This is a genomic window from Paenibacillus sp. IITD108 (assembly GCF_036541265.1).
GTDB lineage: Bacteria > Bacillota > Bacilli > Paenibacillales > Paenibacillaceae > Pristimantibacillus.
Map to the genome: position 1 here is coordinate 267,979 of NZ_JAZHCT010000001.1, position 17,351 is coordinate 285,329.

Here is a 17,351-nt window from a genome sequence, read left to right on the forward strand (position 1 = left end):
TGATTATTATTTCAAGTTAGATAGCTGTTGTTGAATGCGGCGAACGTCGCCAGCTGCCATCAAAGGCTGAGTTGCAAGAACACGCTTTTGGCGGCCAGACTTATGAGAAAGCAAGTGGTTTCTGTAAGCTTTATAGCGTTTCACTTTACCAGTACCGGTAATTTTGAAGCGGTCTTTCAGACTGCTATGAGTTTTCATCTTAGGCATCTCTCAGTGATCCTCCTTAAATTCTTCAAAAATTAGTTGCTGTTTTTTGGTGCCAAAATCATAATCATGCTCCGGCCTTCCAGCTTAGGAGCGCGCTCAACATTGCATATTTCGGCAACCTCTTTGGATAGACGCTCCAAGATGCGTTGACCGATTGCTGCATGAGTAATCTCGCGGCCGCGGAATCGCACTGAAGCTTTTACTTTATCGCCTTCATTAAGGAACTTGACTACATTACGGAATTTCGTCTGATAGTCATGCTCCTCGATATTCGCGCGGAACCAAACTTCCTTAACGTCAACAACCTTTTGGTTTTTACGTGCTTCCTTTTCTTTCTTCTGCTGTTCATAGCGGAACTTGCCATAATCCATAATACGACAAACCGGCGGTTTAGCTGTTGGAGCTACGTTTACAAGATCCAGGTTGGCATCAGCAGCCAGCTGAAGTGCTTCGCGAAGCGGCTTAATCCCAATTTGTTCCCCTTCTGCCCCTACAAGACGTACCTCTCTAGCTCGAATTTCATCATTGATTTGATGTTCTCTGCTAATCGTGTGACACCTCCAAATAGAATAGTTACGATACAAGGATAAACGACTCATCTTCCTTCGCTTGAACGAAGGAGGCGCGTTTACCGATGAATATAGGAACGGGTATAAAGTGACAACTTATACTTTCCTATATTTTTAACAAGCCTATACGGCTTAATGTTTGCAACAAGTAAGAACGTCCCTGTCGTCCATTGCCAAGGACGTGCGGTTGCTTGGACCATTCTAACATTCCTCAAGAGCATTAGAATTCAAAAAAGCGCGAGTTCACAAGAACCCGCGCTTAATAACCGTTAATTATTATGCCTTCCTGCCAAACCAAGCTTGATGCTCAAATGGCAAAGCATATATTGTGATCGATTATCGCTAACCAGACAGCTTAGCCGAAAGGTGAGAAGCGGGTGCTTCTGCTTGTGCGTATATCCTATTCAACTGTTGTACTGGATTAATGTATCACAGTTCAACATTGATTGTCAATGCTTTTACTTTATTTTATTCAGGTGCTATAGATTACTTGCTCTGTACCTCTTCAATTCGCAGAACGCGGGTATGCTGTGTGTGGCTCCACGTTTTATTGTTCTGGGTGAAAAAGGCATAAAGCGTAATCGGCCACCATGTTATCAGGAATACCGGCAGCGTCAGCAGATGGGCATACATCCTTTTCGATTTGACACTCTCCAGCTTCAAAGCAACCGGGAACTGCAGCACTGTCGCTATTACAGCAATTGCAACGAGCCACCATGGCAAATGCTCATAAATCGATTGAATGACGTTAGGCCCCGGAATGGCGATGTCTATCCACAGCCAAATTGTCAGCAGGAAGCCAAGTAAAGTATTATATACCGAAATAGTATATATAGCTGCGTCAAATTTCGTAATATTCCGCTCTTTAATACTTGCCCAGAGCAATGGAAAAAAATAATTCCGCGCTACATTGAAATGACCCTGCATCCAGCGAAGCCGCTGCTTGGCAGACGCGCGAAGCGACATCGGCTTCTCATCGTAAACCTTGGCATCATAATTAAGGACCGGATAGATGCCGCGCTGCACGCAGCGCATGGAAAATTCCAAATCCTCAACCAGACTGGTTGCGCCCCAACCCATTTCCTTCAGCAGCTTGGAATCAAAGCACATTCCCGTACCGCCCAAAAAATTGCTCATATTAAGGTTCTTACGGGAAAGCTGCCATAATCGGTTGCAATACCAGTACGTTATGGCGTATGCGGCTGTAATCCATGAATCTTCAGGATTTTTCGTATCCAAATAGCCTTGGATCACTTGCTTGCCCTCACATAAATCATCATTCATATGGCGCAAGAAATCCTGTGCAACCAAATTGTCTGCATCAAACATTACAACGGCATCATATTGCTTCGGCATGCTCCACAATTCTTTAAGCATCCATTCAATTGCATAGCCTTTGCCGCGCTGATTCGCATTCGTGCGCACACAAGCGTTCACGCCATGCTCTCTTGTTATTTCAGCAGTACGGTCTGTACAATTATCGCAAATAACGAAGATATCGTACAGTTTGTTTGGATAATCAAGCTTTTTTAAATTTTCGATCAATGCGCCGATAACCTGCTCTTCATTATGAGCTGCAACGAGCACAGCGAATGTTTTTTTAGGAGCATGCTTTTTCCGGCTTTTGTTTTTCATCAGTCCAAACATGGATAAGCCGAACTGATATACAGCAATAAAAACGAGTAACACTTGAAGCACTACAAAAATTACTGAAAAAATCATATGGCTCTGCCCCCTAGACCCTTTCTCTGTTTGCATCATCACTCCTTCAAGAAGGAGGCGGCAATTTTTTGTACAGAGATTTTTGTTATTGTTCCCCTTGTTTACATTTCCATCACAAAAAGAAGTTGTGATCAAATTTTCCACGCAAACGACTTCTTTGTCAAAATTGGAAATTGACTTGTTTTTGTTTTTTTTGGTTAGAAAAACGCTTGCATGGCTATAAAACAAAATGCATACCCCTATTTTCTTCTTCTCAGTCTTATTCTCAACCATTTCCTGTTTTTTTAGCACTATTATCCTAAAAAAATAGCGGAGTATGATAAATCTTTAATATTGTGCTTCTTTTCTATGTTTTTTAACAATAAGTTTATACTCAACTAACCAATGCTTGATACAATATAACCATGAAGCAGCAGAATGAAACACCTTTCTGCGCAAATGAAAAATTAATTTTATTTTATGGAAATGCATCTTAAAGGAGATGAGCGGAGCATGAACAAGTGGAGTGCTAGGATACAAGCGGGAGAACGAGGCTTATTTGCCGTTGCTCATCGTAGAAGCTCTAATCCATTCATCGATAGGTGGCTGCATTTCATCACACATGCAGGCGGAGCGACATTCACTTTATCCAGTTCATTGCTCTTAGCTTGGCTGGCCCAAGACAGCTGGAGACTTTCGGCATGGCATGCTTTCGCAGCCGTTGTGCTTAGCCATCTTCCTGTATTTATAATTAAACGGGTCTTCAAACGGCTCCGGCCTTATCAGGCGCTTGAGCAAGTGTATACGGTAAGCAAGCCGCTAAAAGACCCTTCCTTCCCATCTGGACACACGACTGCGATATTTGCCTGGCTGACTCCGTTCGTGCTGGGCAGTGGTGCCGCTTGGCCGCTTGTATGGCCGCTGGCGGCGCTGCTAGGTTTATCCGTTGCCTGGTCAAGAATTTACCTGGGTCTTCATTATCCGTCGGACGTTGCAATGGGCTGTATAATTGGGGTTGGCTCCGCGATCATCGTCGTACAGTTAAGCCTCCCTTTCCCGCTTTAATTGCATCGCTGTCACTTAAAAAAGGCTGACCTGCTGTAGTTGATCTACAGCAGGTCAGCCTTTTAATACTAAATGAGTAATAATTAATGAAATAATTGCCCTGATAATCGAACCTTTTTTCCTTTTTCTTCTAGACGAAGCACGATTTTATTTATTGTTTGCCTGGCTGTTTGGTCCCAAATATGCGCCTTTTCAAAATCCAGACATACTTTCCTGGATTCATCCGCAAAATCTATCCGCTCCAGTAAAGCATCGCTGGATACAAAAAACAGCTGCCCCTGCACGCGATAAATCAACTCATCCTTATGTTGTTCCTTATATACTTGCAATTGTGTGGCTGAGCGGTAAGCATACAGAAGCGCACTGACGATCACGCCGACCAATACGCCGATTGCCAAATTATGAGTTGCAACTACAATAGCAATCGTCAACAGCATAATAAAGGTATGGGCTGCCGGCTTCCTTCGAATTTGCACAAAATATTTCCAGTCGAAAATTTCCATACAAACCATGATCATAACGCCTACTAGTGCAGCAATTGGAATAATGTTCAAAATATCATCCAAAATAAATACAAGCAGCAGCAGCATCAAAGCCGCCACAAGCGTTGAAAGCCTTCCCCGGCCGCCTACTTTAATATTAATTGCCGATTCCGCAATCAATGCGCAGCCTGCCATTCCGCCAAAAAAGCCTGTTACCGTATTGGCGATGCCTTGCCCTCTCATTTCCTTATCCTTGCTCGTCTTTGTATCGGTCATTTCATCAATGATAGTTTGTGTAAGCAGTGTTTCAGAATAACCGACGATCGCCAGCGATAAAGCTGTAGGCAAAATAATCCATAGCGTCTCCCACGTATAAGGGATCATTGGAATATGGAAGAAAGGCACTGCGGGTTCGATCGTAGCCAAATCGCCTACCGTTTGCAAATTGCCGTTCATGAGCATCGCCGCAATCGTCATGAAAGCTACCGCTATAAGCGGTGACGGAACCGCTTTGAAAAACTTAGGAATAGTGTAGATGATGATCAATGTGCCGATGACCATCGCATACATAAGCCAGGATTGACCGTCAAAATAACGAAGCTGCGCAATAAACACCAAAATGGCCAGTGAATTAATAAATCCGGTGACGACAGAATGGGGTACGAAGCTCATCCAGCGTCCCATCTTAAGTACGCCCATTAAATATTGAAGAAGGCCTGTTAAAATCGTAGCTGCAAATAAATATTCAACGCCTTGCTGAGCGACTAGCGCCGTCATAAGCACCGCCATCGACCCAGCGGTGGTCGAAACCATGCCTGGCCTGCCGCCAAAAAACGAAATTAAAATCAAGATGGAAATAGAAGAAAATATGCTGATCATCGGATTCACGCCCGCGATGAAGGCAAACGCCAACGAATCTGGAATTAGCGCTAGGACAGTCGTAATGCCGGCTAATATATCGGCTCTCACATTCGAGAACCAGTTTTGCTGTATTCGGTCAAGCATCAAAAAGCTCCTTTATCTGTCTGTTATTACATAAGCTGCTTGCCCGGCATTGCAATAGCCAACCGATTCGCCAGCATAAGTAAATTCGCATAACTCATTTTTGTACTACAGCATTTCATTATAGCATTCTAGCAAAAAATATAAATATCCCAGCATTAAATTTTTATAGACTGCCGCTTCTCCAGTATCAATCGTAAGCATGCAAAAAGCCCTCCTTGCAGTAGAAGCATCCAGCTTTACTGCTAAGGAAAGGCTTTGAAATTTAACAAGTGCAGCTCCGAAACAGCTATGTGATACTAATTCTAAATTATCGGTATCTGATCTTATTTGGATACGAAAGGATTGCCAGCTTCCCAAAATCGATAGGGAAGATCCTTGGCCTCGCCGCTGTTCGGAATGCCGATTCTTGGTCCAGCCGCTATCTGCTCGACAGCTCTGCCGTCTGCAATATAGAGCGGGCGCTCACATAAACTCGAGCCGTAATCCGTCATATCGATGCCCAGCGCTTTCGTTAATTTCCCCGGTCCGCTGGTCAAGTTATGAAGCTTCATGCCGAGTCCGCGCCGTTCTTCCATCAGCTCGATGCCGATATACGGCTCCACCGCCCGGATCAGCACCCCTTCCGGCGTGCCTGCCGGCTGGCATACAATATTAAGCAGGCAATGCGTATGCATCGTATGCGTGTATGCATGCCCTGGCGGACCATAAAGCACCTCGGTTCTTGCCGTTCTGCGATTGCCAAAGGCATGTGCAGCCCGATCAGTTAAACCTTTATAAGCCTCAGTCTCGACGATCCAGCCTGCTGCTATCCCCTGCTCGGTTTCCTTCACAAGCAGCATGCCCAGCAAAGCTTTGGCCATTACTATTGTTTCTCTTTGAAAAAACTCCGCCTCCACTGGCTGCAGCTGCATCCATCTCACTCCCAGAAAATTTTATTTATTATAACATTCTGGGACAAGGATTGAAATTATGGAACGAATATGCGCTGCAGCAAAGCTGCCGCTTCAGCTCTTGTTGTTATGCCGTGAGGAACGAATTTATGCTCGGTGCGGCCGTTGATCAGCTTAAGAGTTGTTGCCGCTCTTACGTAGTCAAGCGCCCATTCGGATATTTCCGCTTCATCGCTAAAAGCCGTCAGCTTGCTGCCGTCAAGCTCTCCGCCAAAGTTGATAGCATATGCGCGCATTAATATAACAACCATTTCTTCTCTTTTTATGCTGCCATTTGGATCAAATTTAGCTTCGCTCTTTCCTTTAACAAGACCCGCCGCTACTGCCTTGGCTACAGCTTCTGCATACCAGTCGTCCTTCGATATATCGGTAAATGCCAATTCCGTTCTTTCTTCAAGCTTTAGTGCTCTTACAATTAAAGAAGTAAACTCTGCTCGGGTAATCGAGCGCTCTGGCGAGAAGGTCGACAGGCTCGTGCCTGTAATCATATGCTTTGCAGCCAGCAGCTCAATAGCCTCTTTTGCCCAATGCGACTCAGCTACATCAGTAAAAAACTTATTGTATTCCAGGAATGCATACTTGCTGAAATGGTAAATACTAGCGGAAAGTACGCCATTTTGCACGGTTCCGCCTATAAATTCTAAGCTGCCATTATCTTTGATATAATAAGCTCCAGCCCGCTTCGGATTCAAGCTTGAATCCAGCTTTACATGAATAGCAAGCGGCTCCTTGAACTGCGCCAGGCTTATGCTATTTCCATCTTTGGCAACCCAGGTAAGACTAAAATCATATATGCTGCCTGCTAGCGAAGCAGAGCTGAAGCGCGCCAGCTGTTCCATCAGTTTAGCAGCCGCATCCCCGGTCAGCTTAGCTATATTCAGCTCAATTAAACTGTCTGCCAGCTTTGTGCTATCTGCTTGCTGCAGCAATTGCTCCAGCACTGACGAAGGTATATCCAACATGAAATCCTCTCTTTGCAGCTGCAAGTGTTTCGAACCAAGCACCTCGGCTGCATTTACAGGCAAAATAATTTGATTGACAGATTCAGGAACGGCAATGAGCACTGCTTGATCGCCCGAAGCTTGCTGCAACGCTTTGCTGCTTATAACAAGCTGCTCCCCATTTACATTAATGCCAGACGTGTCTATCACGATAGGAGGACCGCCTATACTTGCAGCCTCAAGCGCCGCTATCTTCGCCTCGGCAGCAGCCAACACATTTAGATTCGTTATATCTTCTTCCAAGGCGCCTAATTCGATAGCTTCCACTACTTTCGCCCGTGCTGCAGCTACAGCCGCTTTATCTGACAGCTTGATTGCTGCAGGCAAAGCATCGATCGCTGCGATCGCTTGATCAATCGCCAGCTCAAGCTCAGTCGCTTCCCGCCAATTGATTTGGTATTTCAGCGAAGATTTTCCGTCGGGCGCAGTTACATGAATCTGAATACCACGATCAGCCTTGCGCCGGTCATCAACGCTGACTGTCGAGCCTGCTTGCGCCGGCGAAGCTTCAATAACGGCTGAGCCTAAAGTCTTCAGCTCATAATTCAAAATACCCGGCGAGAATCCTGTCATCGCTTTCCCGTCTACAGTTATGGAGGACAATGTTGCATCCGTTTGCGGAATCGCAATTTTGGATAAGCTGACCCCTGCATCCGGTGCGTAATAAATGCTTCCATCGATGCCAATCGTCATACTGTTCAAGAAATTGTCCACGATCACTTTATATTTCAATGTCTCTGGATCGATTGCAATAATTTTGCGCGACAGCGTCGTATACAGCATGCCGTCTGGCGCCCATCTCAGATGATATGGCATCCATTTGCTAGTATTATAAGTGCTTGGACGGATCACTTTGCTTTTTACAATTTCCATCGTAGACACATCCATAGCAAAAATCGTTCCTTCAACAGCGCCCCAAAGCAGTCCATCCGGACCGAAGGACAATTCACCAATCATTTTTGGCGTTTTATCAATGCCAGGAATATTCAAGGTTAGCTCTTTAATTTTTCGCTCGCCTTCCACATCCCAAACAAATAGTTTTGCTTCAGGCTCGGAAGGATCTATGCCTAGTCCTCCCCATACTGAGGTACCGCCATATAACAACCCATCCTTATAAGCGAGGCCAATAATGCTCTGGTTATTTACAACTTGATCGTATTGGGACCAGGTATCTGTTTGTTCCTCATATATAGCCAGCGCGCCTCCCAAAACTCCGTAATCCGGCACAGTGCCTACGAATAGCTTGTTATCGCCGGACGTAATGGCAAATGGGCGGTCCTGGTGCGAGATTTGATACTCCAGCTCCGGGTTTTTGTTAAGCTCGACCGGCTTTTTCGGATCAAAGCTGTACATGACAGCTGCAACATAAGTACCGTAATAAACTTTATCATTCAAAAAGCCGATTCCTTCCGGCTGGGCAAATGAAGATATATTCACATCGATTTGATTCGTAAAAGGATTATAAATGCTCATGCCGCGCTGATAACCGCCCATATACATTCTGCCGTCAATTCCCGTCTCAACGCCTTGAATGCGTACAGGCTGCGGATCAATCTCAAGCTCGATAAGGCTTACCCAATTATCAACAGGGTCATACAGCATGTATTCCCCATATTGCGTAACCATTGCAAGCACCAATTTCCCAGCCTTTTCGCCGCTTTTTGGCGTAATCCAGGACAGATCCTTGACACGCGTCGTATCCGGCAACGGAATCGAAAGTTGAATCTCGGTCGATTTCTTCGCCGCAATATCATATTTATATAGCTTTGTTAAATATTTATAGTAAATCAAATTCGGGTCTTCAGGATAAGGCTCCGAAATCATATTGCTGTATTGGAATTCACTATCAATCGTATTCGTATCCAAATCCAGCACGACCATGTTAATTGTACTTACAGATACGAACAACTTATTTCCAACTTTAAAGACATCAGCAATCGAATTTGTTTCTCCGCTGTGGCCTGGAATTTGGATTTCTGTTTTTTCACCTGTAACACGATCCACTTTAAATAATTGCACGGTCGTTCCAAGACCTGCGTAAATATACTGCTCATCTACAGCAATTCCGCGCACATATTGTTGGCCCAGCTGGACCGTTCCGTAGCTGCGGAACTTCTGGCTCGCGATATCATACTCAAACAGCTTTCCGTGCGTCTTACTGTTATAAGTGCCGCCGTAAATTTTGCCGTCTATTTCTTCAATATCCCACACCCAATTGTCAGCCGTGTTGTAGCCAAGGCTTTCCACCCGCTTCTCCGCCGGCAAATAGCGATACAGCTTGCCATCCCCTGTACCTGCAAAATAAACATTTTTATCTGAGCCGACTGTCATCGCCCACGTGGCCTCGGTATTCGGAATATCCTCTTTAAATTTCATAACTCCAGTTTCCCCGTCCAACACGTAAAAGGTTCCTGGCAAACCATTCGTCACGAAATATACTTCATTCTCGCCCTCGGCATTTGTCTGAACAGCCCCAGCTTGCCCTAAATTCACTTTAACCATGGGACCAAGATCTACTGGTGCGCCATAATTACGATCAAGGGGTTCTTCAGGAGGCAGCAGCGTAAAGGATAGATCATCGAAATATGCCTCCGTGTTGCTGACTCCGCCAGAATATAGCGCAATTTTGGCATATGCTGCTCCGGCCGGAACAGTAGAAAACATGCTCATTTCGGTCCACACTTTATTGCCGAGCGTTACAGCGCCAAACGAATCGGTTTTCGCATCCAATTGCGTACCTTGCGAAGAGTAATAGTATACTTCGCCTACAATATTGTGCGACTGCTCAATCACGTAGACATATGCCGATGAATAAAGTGAATACCCTTCCTTGACAGCAAATTTATCGCTCATAACACGCAATCCGTCTTGATCGGAAGCATCTTTGAAATACAGGCTTTGCGGCGCGCTGCGGTAAACTTCTGTACTTAACTCAAACTGTCCATTTGTGCCGCTTCCCAGCGTCCAGCCCGGGATGCCGCCATTGTCAAGCGGCAAGTCAAAGCTCGGGTTGTTCAGTTCAGTCGGAATTTCTTCCGGCGGCGCTGGCGAATCAATATTAACATTGAAATCATCTACATAAAGCTTCGTTATGCTGGGAAATCCGGAATACAACCCGACTTTTATATAGGCGGTATTAGCAGGGGCTGTACCTGAAACCTCCAGTAGCTTCCAATCTTTTACCGGCACGCTTCCTTTGCCGTAGTTTAGAAAGGCGATCGTTAATTCTTGATCCGCGTCATTATAGAAATGAATAGCAGGCTGAACGCCATGAGATTGGTGTGCGGAATCCAGTTTATACACATAAGCCGATGTTGTAACTGTATCCCCCGCTGAAACGGCTATCGGGTTGCTCAGAACGCGAAAATGACCCGTTCCAGGAACACCGGAAGAAGAAGGGCTACCTTCTGTTTTATCCCAAAAAAGCATGCTATAATTGCCATTTCTCTTTATATCGCTACTAAGTTCTATCGTTCCATTTGCTGCTGTTGCAGGATCTACGCTCCAGCCGGGAATTTTTCCTTCTTCAAGCTCCAGCTCAAAATTTGGATTCAACAATTGCGATGCGGGCGTCTCCGCGGCCGCGACATGTTTCGCTCCAAAAGGGAGCGCTCCCAAAATTAGAGTAAAACAAAGAGCGATAGCCGTCCAGCATGTTAATCGATTTTTCTTCATCTCGTCACTTCCTTTTTAATTATTAAATCACAAAATAAAATGTCGTTTGCCTCCTTCATACTTCAGTATAACTACTGTATCATATCTGTATCATATCTTTCATGATACATGACTTTAGTAAGCGCTGTCAACGCGGTTTTTAAAGGAATTTTGGACATTATAAACGTTATTACTTATAATGATGTAAATAATTAACTGTCGCATTACCCATTATGAAAGGAAGAATATCGTTGCAATCTAAACCCAGCCGTACTACATTTCGCGATCGTTTGGAAGAAATGGTTCATTCGCTGCGCACTGAAATCGTTACAGGAAAATGGCAAGGCGGCGATTTTCTCCCATCCATCCAGCAGCTTGGCAAACAATATGCATTGAGCATCAATTCTGTTCAAAAAGGGCTCGACCAGCTTGTCGCAGAATCGCTAATCGAACGTCTGCCCCGAATCGGCATCCGAATCAAGGAGCGAACGGAGCACGCCGTTATTACAATTACGATAGGCTACTATCCTTCGTTAAACAGTGACGCTGATTTTACAAGCTTAATCGAGCTCTTTCAAATCAAATACCCGCATATTCACGTACAAACTATACCGCTTCAATATGAGAATTATTATGAAACGACAAGCTATTACTTAAATAATGAAATTGTAGACGTACTTGCTATTAACCAAATCAATTTTCAACAATATGTCGAACAACATGATAATCTGGGTGAAATCTTTGAGCCAATATCAGCAGCTTCAAGCATCTATCCCTACTTGCCTTCCCTGTTCCAGCAAAACAATCAGCTTTATGCTCAGCCGTTCATCTTTTCGCCGGTCATTTTATGTTATAACAAAAAACAGCTGCAGGAGCAGCAGATGCCAGAGCCTTCTCACGATTGGACGTGGGCGCAATTTATGGTTTTTATCCATGAGCTTGAAAGAAAAGACCCTACAAAGCTTGCTTTCTACTTTTATCCTGCTACAAACAATAGATGGCCTATCTTTTTACTGCAAAGCGGCATAAATTTCCAGAATGACAAGAGCGAGAGAGCAGATTTCTCAGATTCTGCCGTTATAGACAGCATTCAGACCTGCTACGATCTGATTCATCGCCATAATCTGTTCTCTAATCTGCTGATGTCTGAAAATGATATAAATGTGGAGCAGCTGTTCGCTGAACAGAAGGTATCCATTATGATGACGACCTATTTTAACTTAAATAAGACGCAGCATATTGATTTCCCGTTTGATATCGCTCCGCTGCCCTATGTTCACACGCCGCGCACCTTGCTCCTCTCGATTGGATTTGCGGCAAACCGCAAGTCCAAACAGAAGGAAGCAGCCAAAGCTTTTATTAGTTTTATGGCCTCTTACGAGGCTATGCTCCATGTACGTCAGCGTACCTACAGCATTCCCGCGCATATGCAGGCCGCAGAGTGGGAGGGCGAGGAACGAGCCTACCGGCCGCAGCAGTTTGAACTGTACCGGCAAATCAGCCATACATTTGCTTCTTTATCCGACCTGCATTTAAAGCAGGATGAAAGCAAGCAGCTGTTAAATATAATGAACAGGTATTGGATGGGGATTGAGGAGAAAGAAACGCTGATCGCGCGATTAAAAAACGATTTAGGCGTTTATTGATGCATGATAAAAAAGGCAAACGTACAAAACTTATATAAAAAAGCTCTGTCGCATAAAAGCTGCTTTCCAGCACTTTTTACGAACAGAGCTTTTTTCGGTTGTAATTTCTTTTAAAAAGCCACGGATGAATTAACCATTTACAACTTCCCCACCATTAATATGCATCACTTGACCCGACACGAAGCTGGAGTCGTCACAACCTAAATACACATAGGCTGCAGCCAGCTCATGCGGCTGTCCTGCCCGCTTCATCGGCGTATCGGACCCAAAAGTAGTGACAGCCTGCGCGTCGAAGGAGGCAGGAATAAGCGGTGTCCAGATCGGACCAGGCGCCACTCCGTTTACTCTGATGCCGGCTCCGGCCAAATTTGCTGCCAGCGCTCTAGTAAAGGATACTACAGCACCCTTCGTAGAGGAATAGTCAATTAACGTTGGACTGCCCCGGTAAGCAGTTATAGAAGCTGTATTAATAATAGCAGCCCCTTGCTTCAAATGCGGCAAAGCAGCTTGAGTCAAAAAGAACATCGCAAATACATTTGTTTGAAAAGTTTTCGTTAATTGCACAGCTGTTATATCCTCCAGCTTTTGCTGAACATGCTGCTCTGCAGCGTTATTGACTACAATATCCAGCTTGCCGAATCTGTCGACGGCCTGCTTTATAGCTTGATTGCAAAAGGCCTGATCGCCCACATCGCCGGCGAGCAATAAGCATTGCCCTCCAAGCTGGACAATCGCTGCCTCCGTCTGTTTGGCATCCTCATGCTCGTTCAAATAAACAATGCATAGCGAGGCACCCTCCTTGGCGTAAGCAATGGCGACAGCGCGCCCTATGCCGCTGTCTCCTCCAGTAATAATCGCTACTTTGCCTGAAAGCTTTTCTGCAGCTTTGTAGCTTGCAGATTCGTAGACAGGCAGCGGATTCATTTGCGCCTCAATGCCGGGCTGCTGGTTTTGATGCTGCGGCGGAAATTGGGGCTGTTGAGCTTGAGAATTAGTCATAAAATCACTCCTTCTTACCTATATACCCCTACTATTTCCCAGTTAAACGACTATTACTCCTTGCACAAAAAGCTGAATGGTGCAGCTTGCTTTTGAACAATCATTTCTATTAATCAACATTATCGCTATTTCCTAAAGCTCCGCGACAATAAAAAGCCTATGAGCTGCTCTGACCGATCCAGGCTGCTCATAGGCGATATAAAACCGATTGCTATTTATTTGATAATGCCAAAATAAGTGCGAAGCGCATCCTTATACTCTTCTTCCGTGCTTGGCGTAAACGTGTCAACACCTTGGTCGGTGAAAATTCGAAATTGATCGCCGGCGATCGTATTGCGTCCTTCCCTGGTTCGTACAGCTGCCATTTTAACCTGGGTAAAGATGGAATCTGGCGCATGCTCACACCAATAAGATGCCATATAATAGTCCTTCGCTAATTGAGGCTCTTCGGTAAAAGAATAAATGCGGCTCCACTGCCCGTGATTCAGCTCGCACAATACCCAGCCAAAGTATGCGTCCCGCTCCAAACGATAGCATTCATCTCCTTGCTGGCATTCTTTTAGCTCCTCCATTAACACTGGCGTTCGGGGAACAATGCCACCTACGCCTACATCGCATAAGTACTTTTCATCATTCAATTCCACCATAATGACATGATGACGGCGCTTCGGCGGCGTATTCGGCTCGTCCCGCCAAAAACGGGCGAACAAATCCGTTACCTTATAGCCAAGCTCTCGAAGCAGCCAGCCGAATAAGGCGTTCAGCTCAAAGCAGTAGCCCCCGCGTCTGCGCACAACGATTTTGTCATATAAGTCCGAAATTTCAAGGGAAAGCGGAACGCCATCCAAAATATCCAGATTCTCGTATGGCACCGTATGAAGATGGCAATCTTGAAGCGCAAATAAAGTCGTTTCACTTCCGTCTAATGGACCCGAATAACCAATTCTTTGCAAATAAGCATCAATCTGAGGAGTAGGCTTACCTTTTTGTTCATTCATCGCATTATCTCCTTTGATTATGGCACGGCAATGGCTGCCTTTCCCACAGCTAACCAGATGTGCTTTGCTTTTTTTAATTGTTACAAAGGTCAGTGCTTGTCCTTTTCCTCGCGGTGCTTGCGCAGCGCTTCTGCCCCGATTACAGCCTCCAGACGGTAAATCGGCATGCCTTGCTCCATAAATTTCATTTCGTATTCTGTAAAAACAAGATCCTCACGCGGACCGTCTTTATGCAGATGCAAAGAAATATTTCGCAGCACAAGCTCCAAATCAGTAAACGAGTTAAGTGAAAACTCAAACAAAGACATCGAATCGGTTTTGAAATGGATTTCTCCACGATCATTAAGAATTTGTATATATTTTTTCAAAAAGTTTTGATGCGTCAGCCTGCGTCTTGCATGCTTGCTCTTTGGCCAAGGATCGCTAAAGTTCAAATGAATGCGCTCCAGTTCACCGGGCTCGAACATCGTTTCGATATGTTCAATATTAGCACGCAGCAGCGCTAGATTTCGAGCTTCAGAAATGCCAGCCTCCTCGCGTAAAGTACGGGCCTTTTCGCTTGCGCGGCGAAGCAGCTCATCGTATATATCTACACCGATAAAATTAATATCCGGATGATTTACGCTCATTTGTGCAATAAATCTGCCTTTGCCCATGCCAAGCTCTACATAAATCGGATTGTCGTTGCCGAAAAACTCGCGCCATCTTCCTTTGTACGCACTACCGTCGAGCACGACCAGTTCCGGTTGACTTTCCAGACTTTCTACTATACCTTTTCTACCTCTTAAACGCATACTGTTTTATTCCTCCAATTAAGATAACACTTAAGCATTCATTATAATGGCTTTCGTATAACTATTCTAGTTCTTTTCATTGTGCCTAACTACGTATCTTTTGTAAAGTTAATTTTAACCTTTATAATTTCAAAAAGAGCCGCTGCACATGGCAGCGACTCGCTTCATAAATCTTATATCAAAAGCTTTCCATACGTAAATCATGATTCTGCAGCATGCTTGGAAATGTCTTCAATGGCCATCTGCAGCTTCTTGCGTGCAGAGCGCTCGATCGAGCGATCCTCTTGAAACCTGACACCAGTTAACGCCATAAGCTCCTTCTTCGTGAGCTGGATTGTTATTTGTTCCTCGCCATTAGGCACCTTAACGTAATTACCCATAGAGCATCACCTCATCCATTCATTCATATATAGATTGGAATTCGCGACTAGTAATTGGAGAGAGCTGCGAGAACTAATATTGCATTAATATACTGATATTATAGCATATGATGTAAGGGTTTTCAATTTGCCTGCCGATTCAAAAAAAAAATTTCGCCGCTGCAACACCACGTTTCCAATAGCATTTATACATAATTTTCGTTAAAATATATTAGGTTGGAAGTGATTATAGAAAGGTGAATCTACGCCTCATGATTAATTTGGACGCTCCTATGCAGCCAAGCCTGTGGGGAGATAAAAGATTTCATACATGGAACTACGAAATGCGCGAGCAATTCGGCCAAAAAATATTCAAGGTCATGCTCGATGCCGGATTTACCTGTCCGAATCGGGACGGCTCCATCGCCAAAGGCGGCTGTACGTTTTGCAGCGCTCGAGGCTCAGGCGATTTTGCCGGCAGCAGACGGGATGATCTGGTCACTCAGTTCAATACGATACGCGACAGGCAGCATCAAAAATGGCCCAAAGCTCAATATATCGGCTATTTTCAGGCCTATACCAATACGTATGCTCCCGTTGAGGAACTGCGTGAATATTTTGAAGTCATTCTCGAGCAGCCCGGAGTAGTCGGCTTGTCAATAGCTACGCGCCCTGATTGCCTGCCTGACGATGTCGTTGATTATTTGACCGAGCTGAATGAACGTACCTACCTATGGATAGAGATGGGGCTGCAAACGATCCACGAATCGACTTCTGATTTAATTAATCGCGCCCATGATACAGCTAGCTATGAGGACGCTGTGCGTCGTCTGCGCGAGCGTAACATACGCGTATGCACGCATATTATTTACGGCTTGCCGCAAGAGACGCATGACATGATGCTCGAAACAGGACGCGCGGTGGCGCAGATGGATGTGCAGGGCATTAAAATTCACTTGCTACATCTTATGCGCAAGACGCCTATGGTGCGCCAGTACGAAGCAGGCTTGCTGCGCTTTCTGGAGCAGGATGAGTACATTAAGCTCATTATTGACACGCTTGAAATTTTGCCGCCACATATGATTGTGCACCGCTTGACTGGCGATGCGCCTCGAGATTTGCTGATCGGCCCGATGTGGAGCATGAAAAAATGGGAAGTGCTCAACAGCATAGACGCTGAACTGAAGCGGCGCGATACTTGGCAAGGCAAGCTGTGGGCACCGCCTGCGCAAACATAAACGTATAGCACGAATTAAAGGAGACTTGCAATGGGCTTTTTATCTGTACTCAGCACTGCGCATAAATGGATTGCAGAGCGCGCAGGTTCAGGTGATATTGTAATTGACGCTACCGCAGGCGGCGGAGTAGATACACTCGCGCTCGCGCAGCTTGTCGGCGCAAACGGCACGGTTTATGCGTTCGATATTCAACAGGAGGCGCTCGATCGCACAGCCAAACGGCTGGAGCCTTTTATTGAACAGCAGCACATTACCCGCCCGAAGCTTGTGCTTGACAGCCATTCCAGCATGGCTGATTATATTCCTCATATAGAGCATGGCAAAATTGCCGCTATCATGTTTAATTTAGGCTATTTGCCTGGCGGCAATGAAACCGTCATTACCGAGCCTGCAAGTACGATTGCTGCGCTGCAAGCTTCTCTGCAGCTGCTGCGCCGCGGCGGCATTATTACATGCATGCTTTACCCCGGCCATGAAGGCGGCCTTGAGGAAGCGCAGGCGGTTGAAAGCTGGGCTGCTGCACTGCCTACCGATCAAGCGCAGGCAGTCATTTACCGCCAGCTGCAGCGGGCCAATTCCCCTTATCTAATTGCAATTGAACGACGCAACGCATAGCTTAGTGGAATACGAGCTAGCTTGCAGCTAATTTTCTTAATGATTGAACTAATTCAACTTACTACTTA

At 45.3% G+C, this 17,351-nt stretch carries 14 protein-coding genes and 1 other annotated feature; of the genes, 4 read left to right on the top strand and 10 right to left on the bottom strand.

Annotated elements, in window-relative coordinates:
• Positions 1–6: 6 nt before the first annotated feature.
• From rpmI to V1L65_RS01155, 3 genes are all read right to left on the bottom strand, one after another.
• The gene (rpmI, locus tag V1L65_RS01145; RefSeq protein ID WP_331697208.1) at positions 7–207 is read right to left on the bottom strand and encodes a 50S ribosomal protein L35; all 201 of its coding nucleotides are present in this window, start codon (positions 205–207) and stop codon (positions 7–9) included.
• A 32-nt stretch (positions 208–239) separates the two neighbouring features.
• Positions 240–806 carry a translation initiation factor IF-3 gene (infC, locus tag V1L65_RS01150; RefSeq protein ID WP_331697209.1) on the bottom strand — a complete coding sequence of 189 codons (567 nt, stop codon included), beginning with the start codon at positions 804–806 and terminating at the stop codon, positions 240–242.
• Positions 807–999: 193 nt separating this feature from the next.
• Positions 1,000–1,171: a sequence feature (ribosomal protein L20 leader region), on the bottom strand.
• 91 nt (positions 1,172–1,262) lie between these two features.
• Positions 1,263–2,495 (bottom strand): glycosyltransferase family 2 protein, encoded by a 1,233-nt coding sequence (locus V1L65_RS01155; protein ID WP_331697330.1) that lies wholly within the window; start codon positions 2,493–2,495, stop codon positions 1,263–1,265.
• Between the two features lie 495 nt (positions 2,496–2,990).
• Here V1L65_RS01155 and V1L65_RS01160 point away from each other — a divergent pair, with 495 nt between their 5' ends.
• Positions 2,991–3,542, top strand: a complete 552-nt coding sequence (locus tag V1L65_RS01160) for a phosphatase PAP2 family protein (protein WP_331697210.1) — start codon at positions 2,991–2,993, stop codon at positions 3,540–3,542.
• Positions 3,543–3,625: 83 nt separating this feature from the next.
• On the opposite strand, the gene V1L65_RS01165 is transcribed toward V1L65_RS01160, so the two are convergent.
• From V1L65_RS01165 to V1L65_RS01175, 3 genes are all read right to left on the bottom strand, one after another.
• Entirely contained in the window at positions 3,626–5,029 is a 1,404-nt protein-coding gene (locus V1L65_RS01165; protein ID WP_331697211.1) for a SulP family inorganic anion transporter, read from the bottom strand.
• A gap of 323 nt (positions 5,030–5,352) precedes the next feature.
• The gene (locus V1L65_RS01170; protein ID WP_331697212.1) at positions 5,353–5,940 is read right to left on the bottom strand and encodes a DNA-3-methyladenine glycosylase; all 588 of its coding nucleotides are present in this window, start codon (positions 5,938–5,940) and stop codon (positions 5,353–5,355) included.
• Between the two features lie 56 nt (positions 5,941–5,996).
• Positions 5,997–10,655, bottom strand: a complete 4,659-nt coding sequence (locus tag V1L65_RS01175) for an S-layer homology domain-containing protein (protein WP_331697213.1) — start codon at positions 10,653–10,655, stop codon at positions 5,997–5,999.
• Between the two features lie 230 nt (positions 10,656–10,885).
• Here V1L65_RS01175 and V1L65_RS01180 point away from each other — a divergent pair, with 230 nt between their 5' ends.
• Positions 10,886–12,280, top strand: coding sequence for an extracellular solute-binding protein (locus V1L65_RS01180; protein ID WP_331697214.1), 1,395 nt, complete (start codon positions 10,886–10,888; stop codon positions 12,278–12,280).
• A 129-nt stretch (positions 12,281–12,409) separates the two neighbouring features.
• Here the strand turns inward: V1L65_RS01180 and V1L65_RS01185 are convergent, their stop codons facing one another.
• From V1L65_RS01185 to V1L65_RS01200, 4 genes are all read right to left on the bottom strand, one after another.
• Complete coding sequence (locus V1L65_RS01185) at positions 12,410–13,279, bottom strand: SDR family oxidoreductase (RefSeq protein ID WP_331697215.1); 870 nt, start codon at positions 13,277–13,279, stop codon at positions 12,410–12,412.
• A gap of 215 nt (positions 13,280–13,494) precedes the next feature.
• Positions 13,495–14,277, bottom strand: coding sequence for an arylamine N-acetyltransferase family protein (locus V1L65_RS01190; RefSeq protein ID WP_331697216.1), 783 nt, complete (start codon positions 14,275–14,277; stop codon positions 13,495–13,497).
• A gap of 89 nt (positions 14,278–14,366) precedes the next feature.
• Positions 14,367–15,071: a tRNA (guanosine(46)-N7)-methyltransferase TrmB gene (gene trmB, locus V1L65_RS01195; protein WP_331697217.1), complete on the bottom strand. Its 705-nt coding sequence runs from the start codon at positions 15,069–15,071 to the stop codon at positions 14,367–14,369.
• A gap of 200 nt (positions 15,072–15,271) precedes the next feature.
• Positions 15,272–15,451 (bottom strand): hypothetical protein, encoded by a 180-nt coding sequence (locus V1L65_RS01200; RefSeq protein WP_331697218.1) that lies wholly within the window; start codon positions 15,449–15,451, stop codon positions 15,272–15,274.
• 251 nt (positions 15,452–15,702) lie between these two features.
• On the opposite strand from V1L65_RS01200, the gene V1L65_RS01205 reads away from it, so the two are divergent.
• Positions 15,703–16,668 (top strand): TIGR01212 family radical SAM protein, encoded by a 966-nt coding sequence (locus V1L65_RS01205; RefSeq protein WP_331697219.1) that lies wholly within the window; start codon positions 15,703–15,705, stop codon positions 16,666–16,668.
• A gap of 30 nt (positions 16,669–16,698) precedes the next feature.
• Positions 16,699–17,283, top strand: coding sequence for a class I SAM-dependent methyltransferase (locus V1L65_RS01210; protein WP_331697220.1), 585 nt, complete (start codon positions 16,699–16,701; stop codon positions 17,281–17,283).
• Positions 17,284–17,351: the final 68 nt, after the last annotated feature.